The organism is Shewanella sp. MF05960, from assembly GCF_050849305.1.
In the GTDB taxonomy this organism is placed as follows: Bacteria; Pseudomonadota; Gammaproteobacteria; order Enterobacterales; family Shewanellaceae; genus Shewanella.
The window spans coordinates 201,018-218,547 of record NZ_JBOZPS010000004.1 but is presented as its reverse complement, the minus strand read 5'-3'; the positions used below and the strand labels follow the sequence as shown (position 1 = coordinate 218,547).

Here is a 17,530-nt window from a genome sequence, read left to right as displayed (position 1 = left end):
ATTAATGTGATTAAAATAGACCAAGGAAGAGTATTGAATGAGAGCAGCTGTAAAGTACCGGTTAATTTTTTTAGTCTTAATGATATTCAGTTTCGTGATAGGTGTTAACTGGACGCCAGAGACGTTAGCTAGCGATGCTGACAAAAGAGCTTTGTACTTTATTTGTGCACTGTATTTTGTATTTCTGCCCTTAAGTTATTGGTATTGCATTATTAAAAAGGGCGCCCAAAAACTGTGGAAGTTGATTGTTGTTTTCAGTTTAAGCAGCCTTGTTGCGCGGTTAAGTTTCCCAGCTGAAATTGCCCATTACTTTGAATTTATTGCCTGGTTACGCTACCCGATTATTGCCGTGTTGCTGGTGATTGAATTATATTTGATTGTGAGTGTGGTGCGCGGGTTATTAAAGGTACGTAAGCTTAAAGGAGATCCACGAGTTGGCGCCGTTGAAACTTATCGTGAAGGCGATGATAAAAGTTTAACGATTGCGCTTATTATGGCGAGCGAAGCGACAAACTGGTTTTATTCTATTCCGTGGTTTTCACGCAATCATCCGCCAGCAATTGCCAACATTAACCTTAAGAGTGCCGTGCGCTGGCATGTGTGGTTGATGTTAACCGGCTGTATTATTGCATCATGTAGCAGTTATTTTTTACTGGTGTCGTGGAGCGAGTGGGTGGCCATTATTGTCTCGAGTATTATCGGCTACACCTTAATGTCGATAGTTGCTAATCATAGGCTGTCGCGTTATTACTCGTTGTATTTAATGAGAGATAATCTGGTTATTAATAACTCATTATGGGGATTTATGGTGGTTAATATAGCGGATATTGCTGATGTTACTGAGCAAAAACCAACAGAGTTAAACCAAGATGGAGCGGAGACAATGAGTATCGGCCGCGGACAAAGTAATGTCACTGTTACGCTAAACCGTCCGGTTATTTATCATGGCGGTATGGGGCAGTTACCCGAACCGATGACAGTGATACATTTGAGTGTAGATGAGCCGCAGCGCCTAATTAACACACTCAACGATGCTAAATTGTCGTAAGCGGCATAGCACTAAATTTCCATAAAAAATGCGCTTTTAAAGCGCATTTTTATGGTTAATTCTACAAGACTGAATAAACGAGTCTTGAATATTTTACTCATTAACCACTAACGTCGTTAAGTCTGCTGGGCGGTAATAAACAGATTTCAGCACCTTACCTTGACGCACAACTTTACCGGCCATATCAACATCTTTAGCGCACTTGGCAATAATAAACTCACCTTTCACACTGCCCACAATTTCGACACCTTGCTTAGCATAGTGAGCAATTGTTTCATCTAGCTCTTGCTGGTTACGGCACACTTTACTCATGTTGCTAGAGTGAACTTCATCCCAGCATTGAATGAAGTCGATTTCACGGTTTTTAGCCACGTTAAGCAGTATATCTATAAGATAGCTTATCTCGATGCGATCGCTTACCTGAGCCGCGCCTAGGTGGACTAGACGGCCCATTAACACATACACCGAGTCTACAATCGCATCGGCTTGCTCAATGCGCGAGTCTGCTTCAGCTAACTCGGTCATTTCTTCAATAATTAATGAGGTGTGCAGCGTATCGGCTTTATCATCTAAGCTAGCACTGTCGTTAACCGGTAAATCAAAGGTGCTGCGAAACTCAAAAATATCGCGATATAAATGGTCATAGATTGGTTGAGTTAATTGACTGAGTTTCATAGGATTACCTTAATGATAAATGTGACATAATTTTAAATAAATGAGTCGTGGAATACAAAGCGTTAATCGAATAAAAAAACCGGCAAGTTTGCCGGTTCTATGACGATTTACTGACAGGTTTAGTTAACCTTAATGCTTATCCGGATATAGCTTACTTAATGAATGCGAAAGCATCGCCGTATAAGTGGGCTTCTTCAACACCAAGTTCGCGGAATAACTCACGTGCTGCGCCAACCATATCAAAGCGACCAGCGATGTAGATGTCGTAACCGTTTAAGCTAATAAAATCATGCTTAATTTGTTCTAGCAGGTTGGCTTGTTTGCCCTGCCAAGTGTCGCTAACTATTTCAACAATTGGGATAAACTCTAACCATTCGTGGTCTGCATGCCATTGACGTGCAATGTCTTGGTAGTACATGGCCTCTTCGTTACGACAACCCCAATACAATTTTGTATTAATGGTTTCGCCGTTAGCAATTTGCTGTTCAACAATACTTTTTATGTATGAAAAACCCGTGCCGCCAGCAATTAAAATGCGAGGTCTGTGGCTGTCGCTGCGTAAGTATGCATCACCAGCAGGTGCTTCAATGTCGATATGCGTTGATGTCTTTAAGCGTTCTACCACTTGCATTGGGTAGCTTTCACTTACTGCTGCACCGATATGTAATTCGATTAACGCAGAATTAGGCGCAGAAGCGATAGAAAAAGGACGTTTGTCTTTTTCACCCATGACTACACACAAGTATTGACCAGCCTTGAAGTCAAAGGCGGTTTCTGGTTTTAGCAACACTTGATAAACAGCGTCATTAAACGGGGTGACTTTTTCAATCTGACAACGAATGGTTTTCATCTAACGTCCTTTAAGGCCTTTTTAATTTTTATCAATCACTTATTTATAGCCAATAGCATCCTAATTGGATCACTCTGGTTACAGCGTAGGTCTTTCATCAATGCCAAGATCATCCCAAATTTGGTCTACTTTTTGTTTGACCTCAGGGTCCATCACAATAGGCGTGCCCCATTCTCGGGTGGTTTCACCTGGCCACTTATTCGTTGCATCTAAGCCCATTTTTGAGCCTAAACCAGCCACTGGAGAAGCAAAATCTAAATAATCGATGGGGGTGTTATCAACTAGCATCGTGTCGCGCGTAGGATCCATACGGGTCGTAATGGCCCAAATAACATCTTGCCAGTCACGGCAGTTAACATCTTCGTCAACGACAACAATGAATTTAGTGTACATAAATTGACGCAAGAAAGACCATGCGCCCATCATGACTCGTTTAGCATGCCCAGGATATTGTTTGCGAATTGATATTACCGCCATACGATACGAACAACCTTCTGGCGGTAAGTAAAAGTCGATAATCTCAGGGTACTGTTTGCGTAAAATAGGCACAAATACTTCGTTTAATGCCACGCCCAACATGGCTGGCTCATCGGGTGGACGACCTGTATAGGTACTGTGATAAATCGCATCTTTACGATGAGTAATGTGAGTTACGGTAAATACTGGGAATGAGTCGGTTTCGTTATAGTAGCCAGTGTGATCGCCGTATGGACCTTCTACTGCGGTCTCATCTGGGTCAATATAGCCTTCAAGAATAATTTCACTGGTGGCTGGTACTTCAAGATCGCAACTAATAGCTTTACACACTTCTGTACGTTCGCCGCGCAGTAAACCCGCAAAAGCATATTCACTCATGGAATCTGGCACGGGAGTCACAGCACCTAAAATAGTGACAGGATCGCTGCCCAATGCCACTACGACAGGATAACGCTCACCAGGATGGAGCTGTTTAAAGTCTTTAAAATCTAACGCGCCGCCACGATGATCTAACCAGCGCATAATGAGCTTATTTTTGCCCAACAGCTGCTGACGATAAATGCCTAGGTTTTGACGTTTTTGACGTGGGCCTTTGGTAATCGTTAATCCCCATGTTACCAGCGGGGCAACATCTCCTGGCCAACAATGTTGTATAGGTAAACTGGTGAGGTCGACTTCATCGCCGGTTTTAACCACTTGTTGGCAAGGTGGATTACGTACTGTTTTAGGCGGCATGTTGAGTGCTTGCTTAAACATGGGGATTTTAGCTATAGCATCTTTAAAGCCGCTTGGCGGTTCTGGCTCTTTTAAAAAAGCCAGTAATTCGCCTACTTCACGCAGTGCCAATGGATCGTCTTTGCCCAATGCCATGGCAACGCGTTTGGGGGTACCAAATAAGTTTACCAATACTGGCATGGTGTTATTTTTAGGATTTTCAAATAGCAGCGCGGGACCGCCCGATCGTAAAACGCGATCAGCAATCTCAGTCATTTCTAAATAAGGGTCAACAGGGTAGCTAATACGTTTTAGCTCGCCATTTGCTTCTAAATGATCGATGAAGCTGCGTAAGTCCTTAAAACTCATGTTTACCGCCTGAATATCAAATCCAATATGGCGCGCACTATAGCATTTTTCTAATTTAGGGTTAAGCCAAAATGGAGGATATCGACTTTATCTCGACTTAGCGTAAAATGAATGCAGTCGATGACGACGTTGAGGTGACCCATGCAAAGAATTAAATCCCCATTATTGCTGAGTGTTGTAGCGGTAAGTGCTTGTTTATTAACTAGCGTATTAGTACCTGTTCATGCAAAAGCGCCTGTCGATAATGATCGACTTACCCGCGAGTCACATTCGGTAGGTAACCAACATGATGGACGACGCCATTCACAGCATCGTTCTCGCCATCGAGATCCCTGGCGTTTGGGCTTAGGCCTAGGGTTAAGTCATGCCTGGGGATGGAGTAATGGTATGGGTGTTCACAGTGGCTGGGGCATTAACAGTGGTTGGGGCCCTACTATTGGGGTGAGTTGGCCTTATGGTGTTAACTCTCGCTATGATTATCGTCGACAAAACGAAGGTTTTTATCCTTACCGTAGCGTTAATATTGTGCCAACAACAGGTTATCGGGTCGTTGATGAGCCTATTATTGTGCCTACTCGCGTGTCTGCGCCACAACAAACAACCATAGTCACTCAGGTCAATAAAGGTTTACGTAGTTTGCCGCAGAACGCTAAAGTCATTCAACGCGACAGTGGCACAGTGTATGAGTGGCAAGGGGTAGAGTATTATTTTGACTGGAATACGCAAACTTACGAACTGGCTAACGTTGATATGCCATGATCGTCCGCGTAATAACAATACTCTATACTGTTGTCTGCTTTAGCTTGGTACATGGCCGTATCTGCTGCGCTGATTAATTCTCTGCTACTTAATCCGTGTTTTGGTAGCACGCTAACGCCAATGCTGGCGCCCACTTCTAAGGTGTGAGGCCCAATGTTTATCGGCTGTTTGATGAGATTTAAAAGCTGAGTTAATTTTTGGTCGATATCGATAGGTTCAGCAATCAAATCTAGCCATACCACAAACTCATCGCCGCCGAGCCGGCCAACAATATCGGTGGTTCTTAGGTTGCTCATTAACCGCTGAGCGAGGGTAACAATGACTTCATCTCCTACGCTATGGCCTAACGTGTCATTGATCTGTTTAAACTTATTTAAATCGATAAACAGTAATGCTGCTTGATCGTCGGAACGTAAATCTCTGGCAATGGCACTGTCGATTTTTTTAATAAAAGCGCGTCGATTATAGATACCGGTTAACTCGTCATGTTCAGCCAGAAAAATAAGCCTGTCTTGCTGCTCTATCAGTTTATGAGTTTGCCGGTCGACCTCTTGTTTCAGGCTGTCTTTTTTGACTGTAATTTGAGTGAGCGAGTGTTTCATATTATTAAAATTCCCCGCTAATGCAGACAATTCATCATCGTCACTAAATACAATCCGGCTGGTTAAATCACCAGACGCAAGCGCCTCCATACCTTGATTTAATGAATATAATCCGTTTCTAAAGCGGATTAAGGTCATAAACGACCATGCTGTGATTAATGTTGTTAATAACAATAAAATAGCACCAACCATCCACAATAAGCTTTGTTGTTTAATCTTTGCTTGTTTAATCGATAACTGATGTAGGCTAAACATCTCTTCTGTCATCTCTTCAATAATCATGCTGTATTTTGTTTTAAATAATCGCTCTGCTGTGGGGTTGACTGCATCATCGAGTTGTTTGCTGTGATGAGTATTTTGTGTGTTAATCAATACTCTGACATTGGTGTTGAGTCGATTGATATTTTGGATGATGATTTTTTGCTGCACATCCCAATCAATATCTTGCGATAACTCCGCGGCGAGCTCTGCTTGACGGTTATTGAGTTCAATAAGCCCTTGTTTATCTGAATATTCTTGATATAACCACAATTGACTGCGTAAGCTGTCGATACTGAGTTGCAGCTTCATTGAGTAATTAAGTTGACGATAAATTTTTTGCTGATAATTATGAACTTGAATAAGCGACAAACCAACAATCAATGTCAAGATTGAGCATAATATGGCGGTCCATTTAAGGCGCTTTGATAACATCATAACTTACCAGCCTGCCTCTTGATTATTAAAGGTTTCAAGTAGTTGCCGGTCAAATACTTGTCTGAAATCGACTCGGTTTTCTTTAGGCACTAATTGGTTATCAATCGCCCACTGACTTTGAGTTTGAATGTTAGAAAACAATGCGTTACTGAGTGACAATCTAAAAGTATAGTCGGCCCATGAGTATTCGAGTTGCGATGGTGTAATATTCAAGACTTGGCTAAGGATCTTTTGAGCCTGTTTTGGGTGTGTGTGAATATATACCGTGGCATCAGTAATCGCTTTAAGCAGTGCAAGTTTATGATGTGTATCAACACTGGTATTTTTAAGTCCAATTAAATTAAATGACAGATGATATAAACCACGGCTATTAATCATTTCTGGGTTTTGCGAAAGATGTTCTGACAGCATATAACTCGATGGCTCCCAAGCCGAAATAATGTCTACTCTATTATTGAGCAATGCAGGTATGAGTTGGTCTGAGGTTAAATATACGCGCTCGATAGGCAGGTGAGTTTTATTATACATAATTAATAGACTGTCTAAAAAAAACTCACTGGCACTGCCTTTAATAATGCCAATACGGGTATTGGCAATATTATCAAGTTGTCGATACTTTTCTGGGGTTAAGCTGAGTAATTTAACGTCATTATCAGATTCAACAAAGCTCGCAATTACCGAAAAATCAGTGCGGTTAAAACTATTAAACATCACTACCGTTTCAGACGATGTTGCAAAATCAACCTGTTCGTTAATTAAGGCATTAAAGCAATTTACTCCGCCATCAAATCGGACCAGTTCAACATTGAGATTATTATCTGCAAAAAAGCCCATTTTCTCAGCAATAAAAAAAGGCGCTGATAATGGAGTATTAGATACGGCAATTGTGATGGTTTCTTTTGACGTAGCCTTTAGCGATGTTGATTTAGCTGAAAAATCACAGCTAACGATACAACATAAGGCGCTAATGCTAATAATGATAAAGACACACTTTTTAAATGCTACGGTCATTAATTATGTTCAATCAGTATGGGGTATGATTAAGTGTAGTAATGGTAACAATTTTTGTGGGTAAATATTTGTGTTATTTAGTCTTTATTAATAAAACCAAACAACAACACTAATACTTTAGTATTGGTTAGCTATCATATTATGCGACTTATTGATTTTTATCCGTCTGTGGAATTGTAAAAGCCCTAGCTGGCAGTGTTATCGTCGCTTCATTTTATGACTTTGTCTGATACTTTTGCAGTAACGTTGGCTGAATATTATTGAGGATCGCTTCTGCTTGTTGGAATTTAAGGTTTTTGATTGAATGTGCTAATAACTCATAATCAGTTGGCTCAAGTATTTTAAGAATATGAGCTATTTGAGGGAAAGTATTGGTCGCATTCATATTAAATGTGCCAATCTCTTCTCGTAATATGTTAAATAACCTCAATACGTCATCGCTAATGTCTGTTGACGGTTTAACGCCTGACTCGTTTGCTACAGGCTGTTTGTCTTGCAGTTGAGTGAGTAAACCCTGCGCGATAGGCAATGTAAGGTTTATTTGCCCAACAAGAGCGCTGTAGCCTTGTGCTAAATCGTAATTTTCAGTGGTTTTTATCTCTGTTTCCTGTTGCTTGGCAAAGTGGGCTAGTTCAGTAAAGCCCAATGTGGCAGATGAGCTTTTAAGGGTATGAAACATCATTTTGAATTCAGTGTTAGCCTCTGTCGATAACACATCTAATGCTGCATATTGAGTGATATCTTCCATAAACAGCTCTAGTGCTTTCAGATAGACAGTTTTGTTATAGCTGAGGCGAGATAACGCGCCCTGATAGTCGATGTTCTGCTGCTCGCAATAGCTTTCAATACTGTTATTACTAACATCTTCAATACTGATATTACTCGTGTTTTCTACAATGTCATCACTAGGGTCATTATTAGCGGTTAAGATGCTGGCGGAGTCACTCGGTGCAATGGGTAATACGTGCTTAGCACTTAATTCTTTTACTGTTGTGGTCATCAAAGGTAAATTGGTGTGTCTTACTGCGATACTTTTAATTTCAATAAAAACAAATTCAACATCGTCAATACGGATTAATGTGGCCGACATCCGCACGGGTAGTGATGGGATATTCATGGTATGAATATTATATTCAAGTTCCTTATTGCTGCCATTAAGCAAATTGAGTTTTAAGTCTTGCCACGTTTGCTCGCTGTTGTGCACCAATATACTGTCGATATTTTGGCTTTGCATGTCTTTACTGCTGTAACCTAAAATCTGCTCAGCATATGTGTTGCTGTGAACAATATAGCCCTCTCTATTGACCCACAATAAAATGTTCTGCGAACAATCTACTGCACTGTTGATTAAATGCAGCTGCTTTAATAAGCCCTTTTTTTCGGTTAAGTCTTCTACAACAAATACAAACCCCGTTATGCCTAATGTGCGTTGTTTTATTGCTGAGACATGCAAATATATCTGTTTATGGTCGCCATACTTTTGCTTTATCGCGCACGACAAGGTGAGATGCTCTTGCAGTTGTAAATGCTGATGTAAAAAACTGAATATTTTTTTACTGTCTTGAGGGATAACCTCTGGCGCTTTGGTGTTGCCATTTTCATTATTGAGTTTTTCATTATTGAGTAATCCAACGTCCTTTATCAGCGTCGTTAGGTTGCAACTACCGACCATTTCATCGTGACTAAAACGCAGGGTTTTTTCTGCACCGCGACTAAAAAAGGACATTAGCCCAGATGAGTCGGTGGCAATAATAATCACGTTGCTGTTGTTTAAAATATTTTGTTGAAATAAAGCTGCTTGCTCAATTTCTAAATTACTTTCATCTACTTGGTTTTTCAGCTCACTGTTATGTTGTTGCAATTGACCTTGTAGTAATTTGAAGTTGGACACATCGTTGATAGTAAAGCTAGCACCTAAAAAATGATTGTTTTTTAATAGTGGTGTAATGGTTAACTCAAGCGACCGAGCTTCAGTTTCGTTGTTGAGCTGGTAGCTAAACTCAATGTTACCGACTTGCTGACCGCGGGCTACTTTTTTAAAATAGGCAATTAACGTGGCTGGCGATATGCTTTCCCTTAAGTAGTTAATGATAGGCTTTTTGGAAGACCCCGCCTCTAAACCAAAAATAGTTGCAGCAGAATGGTTCCAATTTAAGATGGCAAAACTACTGTCTACACCGATTAAACACTCTGAGGAGTTGTCGATAAAGGAAGATAAGGATATTTTTTGTCTAATATTGTCCATTCTTCGTGTGATATAGCGTAAAAAACCGTGGAGTATCACAATCAATAATAGCGTGGAGCCCAGTGTAATCATCAACACTCGTTCTGGGTCTGCTAAGTTAAGATCTGTTATCCATTGTGTCGATGGGGTGAACGTGATTTGCCAATGGCGACCATAAATTTGTATTTGTTGTTGGTGCATATGGCTATTGTCTATTGCTGGCGGCTCTATTGCTAATGATGCTGATGAATCACTTGTATCGGCTAAAGAAGACGTGAAAAATTGCACATTGTTGGTTGGGCTAATATCGGTTATATCAAGTTTTATACCATTATGTTGATCCGTTAATGTCGCTAGAATTTCATTGATCAGCAAAGGTGTATAGACCCAACCAAGCACTTCTGGTGGCGCTAAACTAGGTGTATTAAGCGGTTCAAAAATAGGCAGTAATAATAAAAAACCATGGTTCACTTTATTGTCTGCTTGCACTAGGGTGATGGGAGCTGAGAGTGTTGCACTGCCTGCAATAGCTGAAGATAATGCTGCTCTGCGGCGCTTTTGCTCTGAACCAATATCTAACCCTAGCGATTCTATATTAGGGCGTTCTGGCTCAATATATTGCACAATAAATAAAGGGTCTTGTGGCTCGTCTAGCTGTTTAAATGTGAACGCTTGTTTTCGATCAAGCTTTGCTTGCTGTAAAAAAATATTTAAATCTTTTTTGGCCACAACTTTTATCACACCAAAACCCCGAGCGCCAGGGAACTCCCTGGCATAATCTCGACTTTGGAAGTAAGCTAAGTTTTGTGAGTAGTGAAAGTTATCCAGGCCAACAGTATTGATTGCACCTCGTAATCCTTGTAAGCCATATTCAAATTTATTAACTCGTTCGACCACCTCTTGACTGACTTTATTTAGGTGTTGAGTTAAGCTGTTTTGTAGCAATACAGTATTACGTTGCTCGGTATTGTGTTTAAGCGTAAAAGCGATAAACAAGCCAATAATTAAGAGTAAAATAGAGGTTAGGTTTGCCCATTTGTATGTATTGAACTGTGCATCCATTTTAAACGTATTAGGCATAATGCTACCTGTTTTGAATGTGCATTGCTGAATGAATGCTGAAAAAGCTTAATGGATTTAACCCTAACCGTTTTCTACTGACTAATACAATGTAAAAATAGACTAAGTCGTTAAAAACCTAACAATATGTATAGGGTAAATGGATGTTAAGTCACCAAATGGAGAAAGGCGATCATGTTGTTGTCGGGTTTAGCTAACACCGTATATCGAATTTTGATTATCGATGACGATATTCAAAATATCTTTGTTTTAGAAGATATTTTATCACCTCTTGGCAATATTTATTTCTCGGAGTCTGGCAGCAATGCTTTGGCTTTAGTGGATAAAATTAAGCCTGATGTCATTTTGCTTGATATTGAAATGCCCGATATGGATGGTTGGCAAGTTTGTCGCGCCCTCAAATCTAATCCGCTTTACAGTGATATTCCGATTATCTTCATTACGGGTCATACTGAACCAGAATTCGAAAAGCTGGCACTAGAAAGTGGTGGAGTCGACTTTATCACCAAACCCTTTAATGCCTCTATTTGTTGCCTGCGAGTGCATACTCAACTTAAATTTAGGCAGCAAAACCACCTGATTATTAAAGCAAAAGAAGAGTTACAGCAACTGGTTAACCAAGTGCCTATGCTGATTACCTATTGGGATGATGAAGGTAATAACTTATTTAGTAATGATTATTCTGGCGCATGGTTTGACAACTTAGCTGGCGAGGTCAATGGCAAACACATTTCCAGTCTATTTCCAAACGAGCTCAGTCGTGCTGTGCTGATGCATCAGCGAGAAGTCACTACCGAACCATTGAAATATATCGTAACCGTGACGGATAAACCGGGCATGAGTTTTTATGAAGTCTTTCAGTCCAAAATGAAATCAAGCGCTGGCGTCGATGGTTACTTGGTTACAGTGGTTGATGTGTCCGAAGTTAAACATGCAAAACAAGCCTTATACTCAGAAAAAGAACGTTTACGGGTCACGTTAAATTCTATCGGCGACGCTGTGATTGCCACAGATACTAAAGGGCTCATTACCTTTATGAACCCGATAGCTGAACGCATGACAGGCTGGCGCATTAAAGATGCGCTGCACCAAAAGATTGAAAATGTGATGCAATTGCGTGACGCCAATACTCGGCATACGTTGCTCAATCCACTTTACATTGCGCTGCGTGAACAGCGTATTGTGGCGATGGCATTAAACAGTCAGCTAACGGCCAGAGGCGGTCAAGTCTTTGCTGTTGAAGATTCCGCAGCACCTATTCGTAATGAAAATGGAGAAGTGATCGGCGCCATTATGGTATTTCATGATGTGAGTGAAACGATGGCGATGGCGATGAAAATGAGCCATTTGGCAAACCATGATCAACTCACCGATTTACCCAACCGGATTTTATTGCAAGACCGCTTAAGTGTAGCCTGCTCTACAGCGCAGTCTTTTGGCACCAAAGCGGCGGCATTACTCGTCGATATCGACCACTTTAAATACTTAAATGATTCACTTGGGCACCAACTGGGTGATGAAATGATTTGTTTAATGGCGCAACGTCTGCGCTCGTTAATTCCGCCTTCGTATACACTTGCAAGACTGGGTGGCGATGAATTTGTGATTTTGATGAGTGACACTCACTCTGTAGAAGCGTCATCGGTGTTGGCCTCTAAATTAGTCGAGGCCATGCATGAGCCCTTTACCTTGGCGGGACAAAAATTCAGTGTGTCGATCAGTATCGGCATTAGTGTTTACCCAAATGATGCTGCCGATGCCGAAGAGTTAATGCGTCATGCTGATGTAGCGATGTACAGAGCCAAACAAGAAGGCCGAAATCGGTTTAGCTTTTTCTCACATGACTTAGAAAGTAGCATTCGCGAACGGCACCAGTTAGAAACCTGCTTACGAAATGCCATCGCAAATGATGAACTGCTTGTGCATTATCAGCCCAAGTTTGATTTAGCCACTAAACAGATTGTTGGCGCCGAAGCCTTAGTCAGGCTGGTGGGCGCAGATGGCGTCTATATTTCACCGATAGAATTTATTCCGTTAGCCGAAGAGACGGGACTGATTATTAAGCTGGGTAAGCAAGTGTTATTTAAAGCCTGTGCAGAAGCAAAGCGCTGGCTTGATATGGGGCGAATAATCCCTGTCTCGGTTAACGTTGCCGTGGCACAATTTTCCGATCCTAATCTTGCCAATATGATTGAAAAAGCCTTAACAGATTATCAGTTACCTGCCGATTTACTCGAACTTGAAATCACAGAAACGGCGTTAATGATTGATGCCGCTGAAATGCAAACCAAATTAAGTCAGTTAAAGTCGTTAGGTATTAAGATTTCGATTGATGATTTTGGTACTGGGTATTCGAGTTTATCTTATTTGAAAAAGTTTAATGTTGATGTAATGAAAATTGACATGTCATTTGTGAAAGACATGCTCAATAATAAACATGATTATGAAATTGTAAAAACGATTATTTCATTAGGAAAATCAATGTCACTGGCGTTAATTGCTGAAGGTGTAGAAACTGAAGGGCAGCGTCAGGCACTACTTGAGCTTGAATGCACTATGGGGCAGGGTTATTTATTGAGCCGTCCCTTATCTGCAAAGGATTTTAATGCGTTTTTGGTAGCAAACGAAAGCTAAAGGAAGACTATGTTCAAACAATGGTTTGATAGGAGTAATACGGCGAGATACCAAACATTGTCTTACTTAGGTTATTTTGTTATTGGCTGCTGTTGTTTGATGTTTTATTTGGTGTTTTCTCATTTTGCCAAACAAACGATTATCGATAACAATAAAAAAACGTTAGTACAGTTGAGCCATACCGCTTCACAAGAAATGACCAATGTTTTTGATGTTTATGCTAATAAGGTGTCATTTTTACATTCTACTTCCTCTGTTATTGGTATCAGTCGAACCATGCAGCATGGTGATATCGACCCAATAGATGGCACCACTACAGCGCAATGGACGCGCCGTTTGCAAGATATGTTTACCGCATTTATTGAAACTAACCCAGAAGTACGTCAATTACGCTTTATTAGCCGTTCAAACAATGGCCATGAAGTCGTTAGAGTTGAGCGGCGTAATGGCAAGATTGTAGTCGTGCCTGAAGGCTTGTTACAAGAGAAAGGCAATACTGATTATTATTCGGATATTGCAGCATTAAATGCTAATGAACATTATATTTCTGATATCAGTTTAAACCGCGAGTATGGGGTAATTGAAACGCCAATTTGGCCAACTTTTAGAGTCGCAAGGTCAATGTTTGACGATAACGGTGATTTTTTTGGTTTTGTTATCGCTAATATTGACGCCAGTTTATTGCTTGAACAGCTACAAAGAGATTTTAAACATTCGTTGTTTGACCTGGTTATTTTGAACTCAAATGGTTACTTTATTTCGTCACCGAATCAGGCACTGCGGTTTGGTTTTGACTTACAGATCCCTCATGCCACATGGCAAGCACAAACCGGCAATACTCCATTACCGACGTTAGGCAACATTCAATCCGTTAAAATGGGCAAACAACATTATTGGTCTATTGGTGAAACCATTTCTTTATCGAGTGGTGAAGATCGGCAGTTAACGGTTATAGGCTTATTTCCAGAAACAGCCGTTGATACATTATGGCAACCGCAACGCAATATCATGCTGCTGTTGATGCTGGTTATTTATGGCATTATTGTGGCAATTATTCTGGTATATCAAAAATACGTGAATAAAATTATTGTGCTGTATGACAATCAGTCATTGTATCAAGCGATTATTGCCGGCTCGTCAGATGCCATTATTAGTATTGATCGCCAAGGGCTGATACTCAGCTGGAATGAGTCGGCAACATTTTTGTTTGGTATTGCACAAAGCCAGGCAATCAAGAGCAATTTATTAGATATTATTGATGAAACTGCAAATGAGACCGGTGATGAAAAGAAGCTAAGCCCACGTTTAATTGCTGAGGTGTTTGATGCCAAAGAACATACGATGGTTACGGTAGAATCGGCATTTAACGGGTTGCAAAGTAAAGTGCTGACAGTGAGTTTATCACCTGTGATTGCCATTAACTCAAAGCAAATAAGCAGTATCTCTGCGATCATTCGTGATGTAACTGATTCGCGGCGCAGTGAGAAAAAAATTCTGCAGATGAACGAGTCCTTAGAACAACAAGTCATTTCACGGACTCAAGAACTTGAAGCCGCTACGGCGGAAGCTATTTCTGCTAATCGACTTAAGAGTGAGTTTGTGGCCAATATTAGCCACGAAATACGCACGCCATTGAATGGTATTGGCGGCTTGGTTGAATTACTCAAACGTGATTATTTATCTGAGAAACAGCTCAGTTATTTAATGATGGCTAAAAATAGTATTGCCACACTAACAGTGTTGATAAATGACTTACTGGATTTATCTAAAATTGAGTCGGGTAATTTACAGGTTGAACTGGATTCTTTTGATTTACTCGAAAACGTCTGCGGCGTCATTAATATGATGTCGATTAGAGCAGAAGAGAAAGGCTTGATTTTATTGCTCGACAGCGTTGAGCTAAGGCACAGGAAGTTAATTTGTGACCCTTATCGAATCAAGCAGGTTTTGGTTAACCTTATTGGCAATGCGATTAAGTTTTCTGTGCAAGGGCATGTGATTGTAAAGGTCAGTACGCGTGCTTTTGATGACCAACCCGACAATATTAATGTTGAATTTTCAATTACTGATAATGGTATTGGTATCACGAAAGAGCAGCAGAAAAAATTATTTAAACCTTTTATTCAAGCTAACGGCTCAATTACGCGTGATTTTGGCGGTACTGGATTAGGCTTATCTATTTCTAAGCAATTAGTCACCTTGCTGGGTGGCGATATTGGCGTGAGTAGCGTGTTGGACCAAGGAAGTACCTTCACGTTTAACGTGTGTGCTAAACAAAATCGCGACCTATACAACAACCCCATAGTGTTACCAATGGCTAATCAAGCTGTGCTGATTTTTATTGCTGATAAACTAACGGCCAGCATGATGCAAAAACATTGTGAGTCGTGGTCTGCCAATGCGACCCTCATTCAATCGTATCAGCACCTTGTCGATGAATATGCACTACAACATGCAGATGTAGTGATTGTTGATAACAGTTTAGTGACGGGAAAAACGAAGCAATGGCTCGAACATTACCAAGCCTCAAAAGGTGCTTTGTTGCTAATGATTGGTCGCGATGAAGTAGACGTTACAATGCTTGAAAATGCTCATTGTAAGCACCTAATTAAACCTGTACTACCGATTCAACTGATGGATGTTTACCGTAAACTGTTAAGTGAAAACAGTGAAAATACTTCTTTATTGGCACAACCTGATGACAATCATACTCCGGTAGTCAAAGATAAAAAGTACAGCGTTTTAGTGGTTGATGATAACCAAATTAATCGGATTGTAGCCGAAGGGTTGTTAGAAGAATTACCGGTTATTGTCCATACTGCTAATAATGGCGCCGAAGCAATAACCTTTTTGCAGAACATCAAACATAAAAATGAGTTGCAGTTAGTCTTAATGGATGGACAAATGCCGATATTGGATGGCTATAAAGCTACAGAGCTTATCCGCAACGGAGATGCTGGCGACGTTATGGCTGAAGTGACTATTATTGCGATGACAGCTGATGCAATGGCTGGCGATCGCGAAAGGTGCTTAACCATAGGGATGAATGATTTTATTTCTAAGCCGATAGACAAAGGGGCCTTTTTACATAAAGTGATGTATTGGCTAGAACAAACAGAAACGCATTAGCGAGTATTGAAATTGACTATTTTTAAGGGGATTAACACCCCTTTATAGAGTGATAAAAATAAAAGCCCCAGAGCATCCTTTGCTTTGGGGCTTTTGTTTGCATTGCTTGCGCTTTTTTGTCGTTATTGCTCAAGTCTCTTTATCCTTCTTAGAGGATATTATTGATGACCTAAAGCTCAATTCTGCCAATGGCATGAATAAAAATGACGATATTGGATATAGAGTCTGGGGACCCAATAACGCCTGAACTGTCTCATTAATGACTCGTGTTCGTTACAGCAACACACGGCGTTAACGGTAAAAAATAAAGCGGCAATGATGCAAGATATTGTGCGCTTATTATTAGTTTGTTTGCTGTGTTATCGACATGCTGGGGGCGAGTTGATAATACGGTCAAACATCCTTGCCATAACATGGGTAGAGCGGCGTTAAATGAACCTCACTGCATCTACTCGAATAAAAATGACGTTATTGGATATAGAGTCTGGGGACCCAATAACGCCTGAACTGTTGCGTTAGTGACTGTGTTCGTTACAGCAACACACGGCATTAACGGTAAAAAATAAAGCGGCAAGGATGCAAGATGTTGTGCGCTTATTATTAGTTTGTTTGCTGTGTTATCGACATGCTGGGGGCGAGTTGATAATACGGTCAAACATCCTTGCCATAACATGGGTAGAGCGGCGTTAAATGAATCGCACTGCATCTACTCGAATAAAAATGACGTTATTGGATATAGAGTCTGGGGACCCAATAACGCCTGAACTGTACCGTTAATGACTATGTTCGTTACAGCAACACACGGCATTAACGGTAAAAAATAAAGCGGCAAGGATGCAAGATATTGTGCGCTTATTATTAGTTTGTTTGCTGTGTTATCGACATGCTGTGGGCGAGTGATAATACGGTCAAACATCCTTGCCATAACATGGGTAGAGCGGCGTTAAATGAATCGCACTGCATCTACTCGAATAAAAATGACGTTATTGGATATAGAGTCTGGGGACCCAATAACGCCTGAACTGTAGCGTTAATGACTGTGTTCGTTACAACAACACACGGCATTAACGGTAAAAAATAAAGCGGCAAGGATGCAAGATGTTGTGCGCTTATTGTTAGTTTGTTTGCTGTGTTATCGACATGCTGGGGGCGAGTGATAATACGGTCAAACATCCTTGCCATAACATGGGTAGAGCGGCGTTAAATGAACCTCACTGCATCTACTCGAATAAAAATGACGTTATTGGATATAGAGTCTGGGG

10 protein-coding genes are annotated in these 17,530 nt (G+C 40.7%); 4 read left to right on the top strand and 6 right to left on the bottom strand.

Annotation, left to right across the window (positions count from 1 at the left end):
* Positions 1-37: 37 nt before the first annotated feature.
* Entirely contained in the window at positions 38-1,048 is a 1,011-nt protein-coding gene (locus ACROAE_RS05805) for a hypothetical protein (RefSeq protein ID WP_432400054.1), read from the top strand.
* A gap of 93 nt (positions 1,049-1,141) precedes the next feature.
* Here the strand turns inward: ACROAE_RS05805 and ACROAE_RS05800 are convergent, their stop codons facing one another.
* The 3 genes from ACROAE_RS05800 to ubiD all read right to left on the bottom strand — a co-directional run bounded on the left by ACROAE_RS05800 (position 1,142) and on the right by ubiD (position 4,133).
* The gene (locus tag ACROAE_RS05800) at positions 1,142-1,723 is read right to left on the bottom strand and encodes a nucleoside triphosphate pyrophosphohydrolase family protein (RefSeq protein WP_432400053.1); all 582 of its coding nucleotides are present in this window, start codon (positions 1,721-1,723) and stop codon (positions 1,142-1,144) included.
* 151 nt (positions 1,724-1,874) lie between these two features.
* Positions 1,875-2,573, bottom strand: a complete 699-nt coding sequence (gene fre / locus ACROAE_RS05795; protein WP_432400052.1) for an NAD(P)H-flavin reductase — start codon at positions 2,571-2,573, stop codon at positions 1,875-1,877.
* A 78-nt stretch (positions 2,574-2,651) separates the two neighbouring features.
* On the bottom strand, positions 2,652-4,133 hold the full coding sequence (gene ubiD, locus ACROAE_RS05790) for a 4-hydroxy-3-polyprenylbenzoate decarboxylase (protein ID WP_432400051.1): 1,482 nt from the start codon (positions 4,131-4,133) through the stop codon (positions 2,652-2,654).
* A 141-nt stretch (positions 4,134-4,274) separates the two neighbouring features.
* On the opposite strand from ubiD, the gene ACROAE_RS05785 reads away from it, so the two are divergent.
* Positions 4,275-4,892: a hypothetical protein gene (locus ACROAE_RS05785; protein WP_432400050.1), complete on the top strand. Its 618-nt coding sequence runs from the start codon at positions 4,275-4,277 to the stop codon at positions 4,890-4,892.
* Here ACROAE_RS05785 and ACROAE_RS05780 read toward each other — a convergent pair.
* From ACROAE_RS05780 to ACROAE_RS05770, 3 genes are all read right to left on the bottom strand, one after another.
* Positions 4,862-6,190, bottom strand: a complete 1,329-nt coding sequence (locus tag ACROAE_RS05780) for a diguanylate cyclase domain-containing protein (protein ID WP_432400049.1) — start codon at positions 6,188-6,190, stop codon at positions 4,862-4,864. The two genes, ACROAE_RS05785 and ACROAE_RS05780, sit on opposite strands and share 31 nt — an antisense overlap.
* A 3-nt stretch (positions 6,191-6,193) precedes the next feature.
* Positions 6,194-7,201, bottom strand: a complete 1,008-nt coding sequence (locus ACROAE_RS05775) for an ABC transporter substrate-binding protein (RefSeq protein WP_432400048.1) — start codon at positions 7,199-7,201, stop codon at positions 6,194-6,196.
* A gap of 214 nt (positions 7,202-7,415) precedes the next feature.
* A complete protein-coding gene (locus tag ACROAE_RS05770) occupies positions 7,416-10,505 on the bottom strand; it encodes a CHASE domain-containing protein (RefSeq protein ID WP_432400047.1) in 3,090 nt (1,029 codons plus the stop codon).
* Positions 10,506-10,679: 174 nt separating this feature from the next.
* Between ACROAE_RS05770 and ACROAE_RS05765 the strand changes: the two genes are divergently transcribed.
* Both ACROAE_RS05765 and ACROAE_RS05760 read left to right on the top strand, forming a co-directional pair.
* On the top strand, positions 10,680-13,139 hold the full coding sequence (locus tag ACROAE_RS05765) for an EAL domain-containing protein (RefSeq protein ID WP_432400046.1): 2,460 nt from the start codon (positions 10,680-10,682) through the stop codon (positions 13,137-13,139).
* Positions 13,140-13,148: 9 nt separating this feature from the next.
* A complete protein-coding gene (locus ACROAE_RS05760; RefSeq protein ID WP_432400045.1) occupies positions 13,149-16,268 on the top strand; it encodes an ATP-binding protein in 3,120 nt (1,039 codons plus the stop codon).
* Positions 16,269-17,530: the final 1,262 nt, after the last annotated feature.

What these genes read in the sequence shown, in the direction of transcription:
- ACROAE_RS05805 (WP_432400054.1), top strand. Translation starts at nt 38, where the DNA reads ATGAGAGCAGCTGTAAAGTACCGGTTAATTTTTTTAGTCTTAATGATA.
- ACROAE_RS05800 (WP_432400053.1), bottom strand. Translation starts at nt 1,723, where the DNA reads ATGAAACTCAGTCAATTAACTCAACCAATCTATGACCATTTATATCGC.
- fre (WP_432400052.1), bottom strand. Translation starts at nt 2,573, where the DNA reads ATGAAAACCATTCGTTGTCAGATTGAAAAAGTCACCCCGTTTAATGAC.
- ubiD (WP_432400051.1), bottom strand. Translation starts at nt 4,133, where the DNA reads ATGAGTTTTAAGGACTTACGCAGCTTCATCGATCATTTAGAAGCAAAT.
- ACROAE_RS05785 (WP_432400050.1), top strand. Translation starts at nt 4,275, where the DNA reads ATGCAAAGAATTAAATCCCCATTATTGCTGAGTGTTGTAGCGGTAAGT.
- ACROAE_RS05780 (WP_432400049.1), bottom strand. Translation starts at nt 6,190, where the DNA reads ATGATGTTATCAAAGCGCCTTAAATGGACCGCCATATTATGCTCAATC.
- ACROAE_RS05775 (WP_432400048.1), bottom strand. Translation starts at nt 7,201, where the DNA reads ATGACCGTAGCATTTAAAAAGTGTGTCTTTATCATTATTAGCATTAGC.
- ACROAE_RS05770 (WP_432400047.1), bottom strand. Translation starts at nt 10,505, where the DNA reads ATGCCTAATACGTTTAAAATGGATGCACAGTTCAATACATACAAATGG.
- ACROAE_RS05765 (WP_432400046.1), top strand. Translation starts at nt 10,680, where the DNA reads ATGTTGTTGTCGGGTTTAGCTAACACCGTATATCGAATTTTGATTATC.
- ACROAE_RS05760 (WP_432400045.1), top strand. Translation starts at nt 13,149, where the DNA reads ATGTTCAAACAATGGTTTGATAGGAGTAATACGGCGAGATACCAAACA.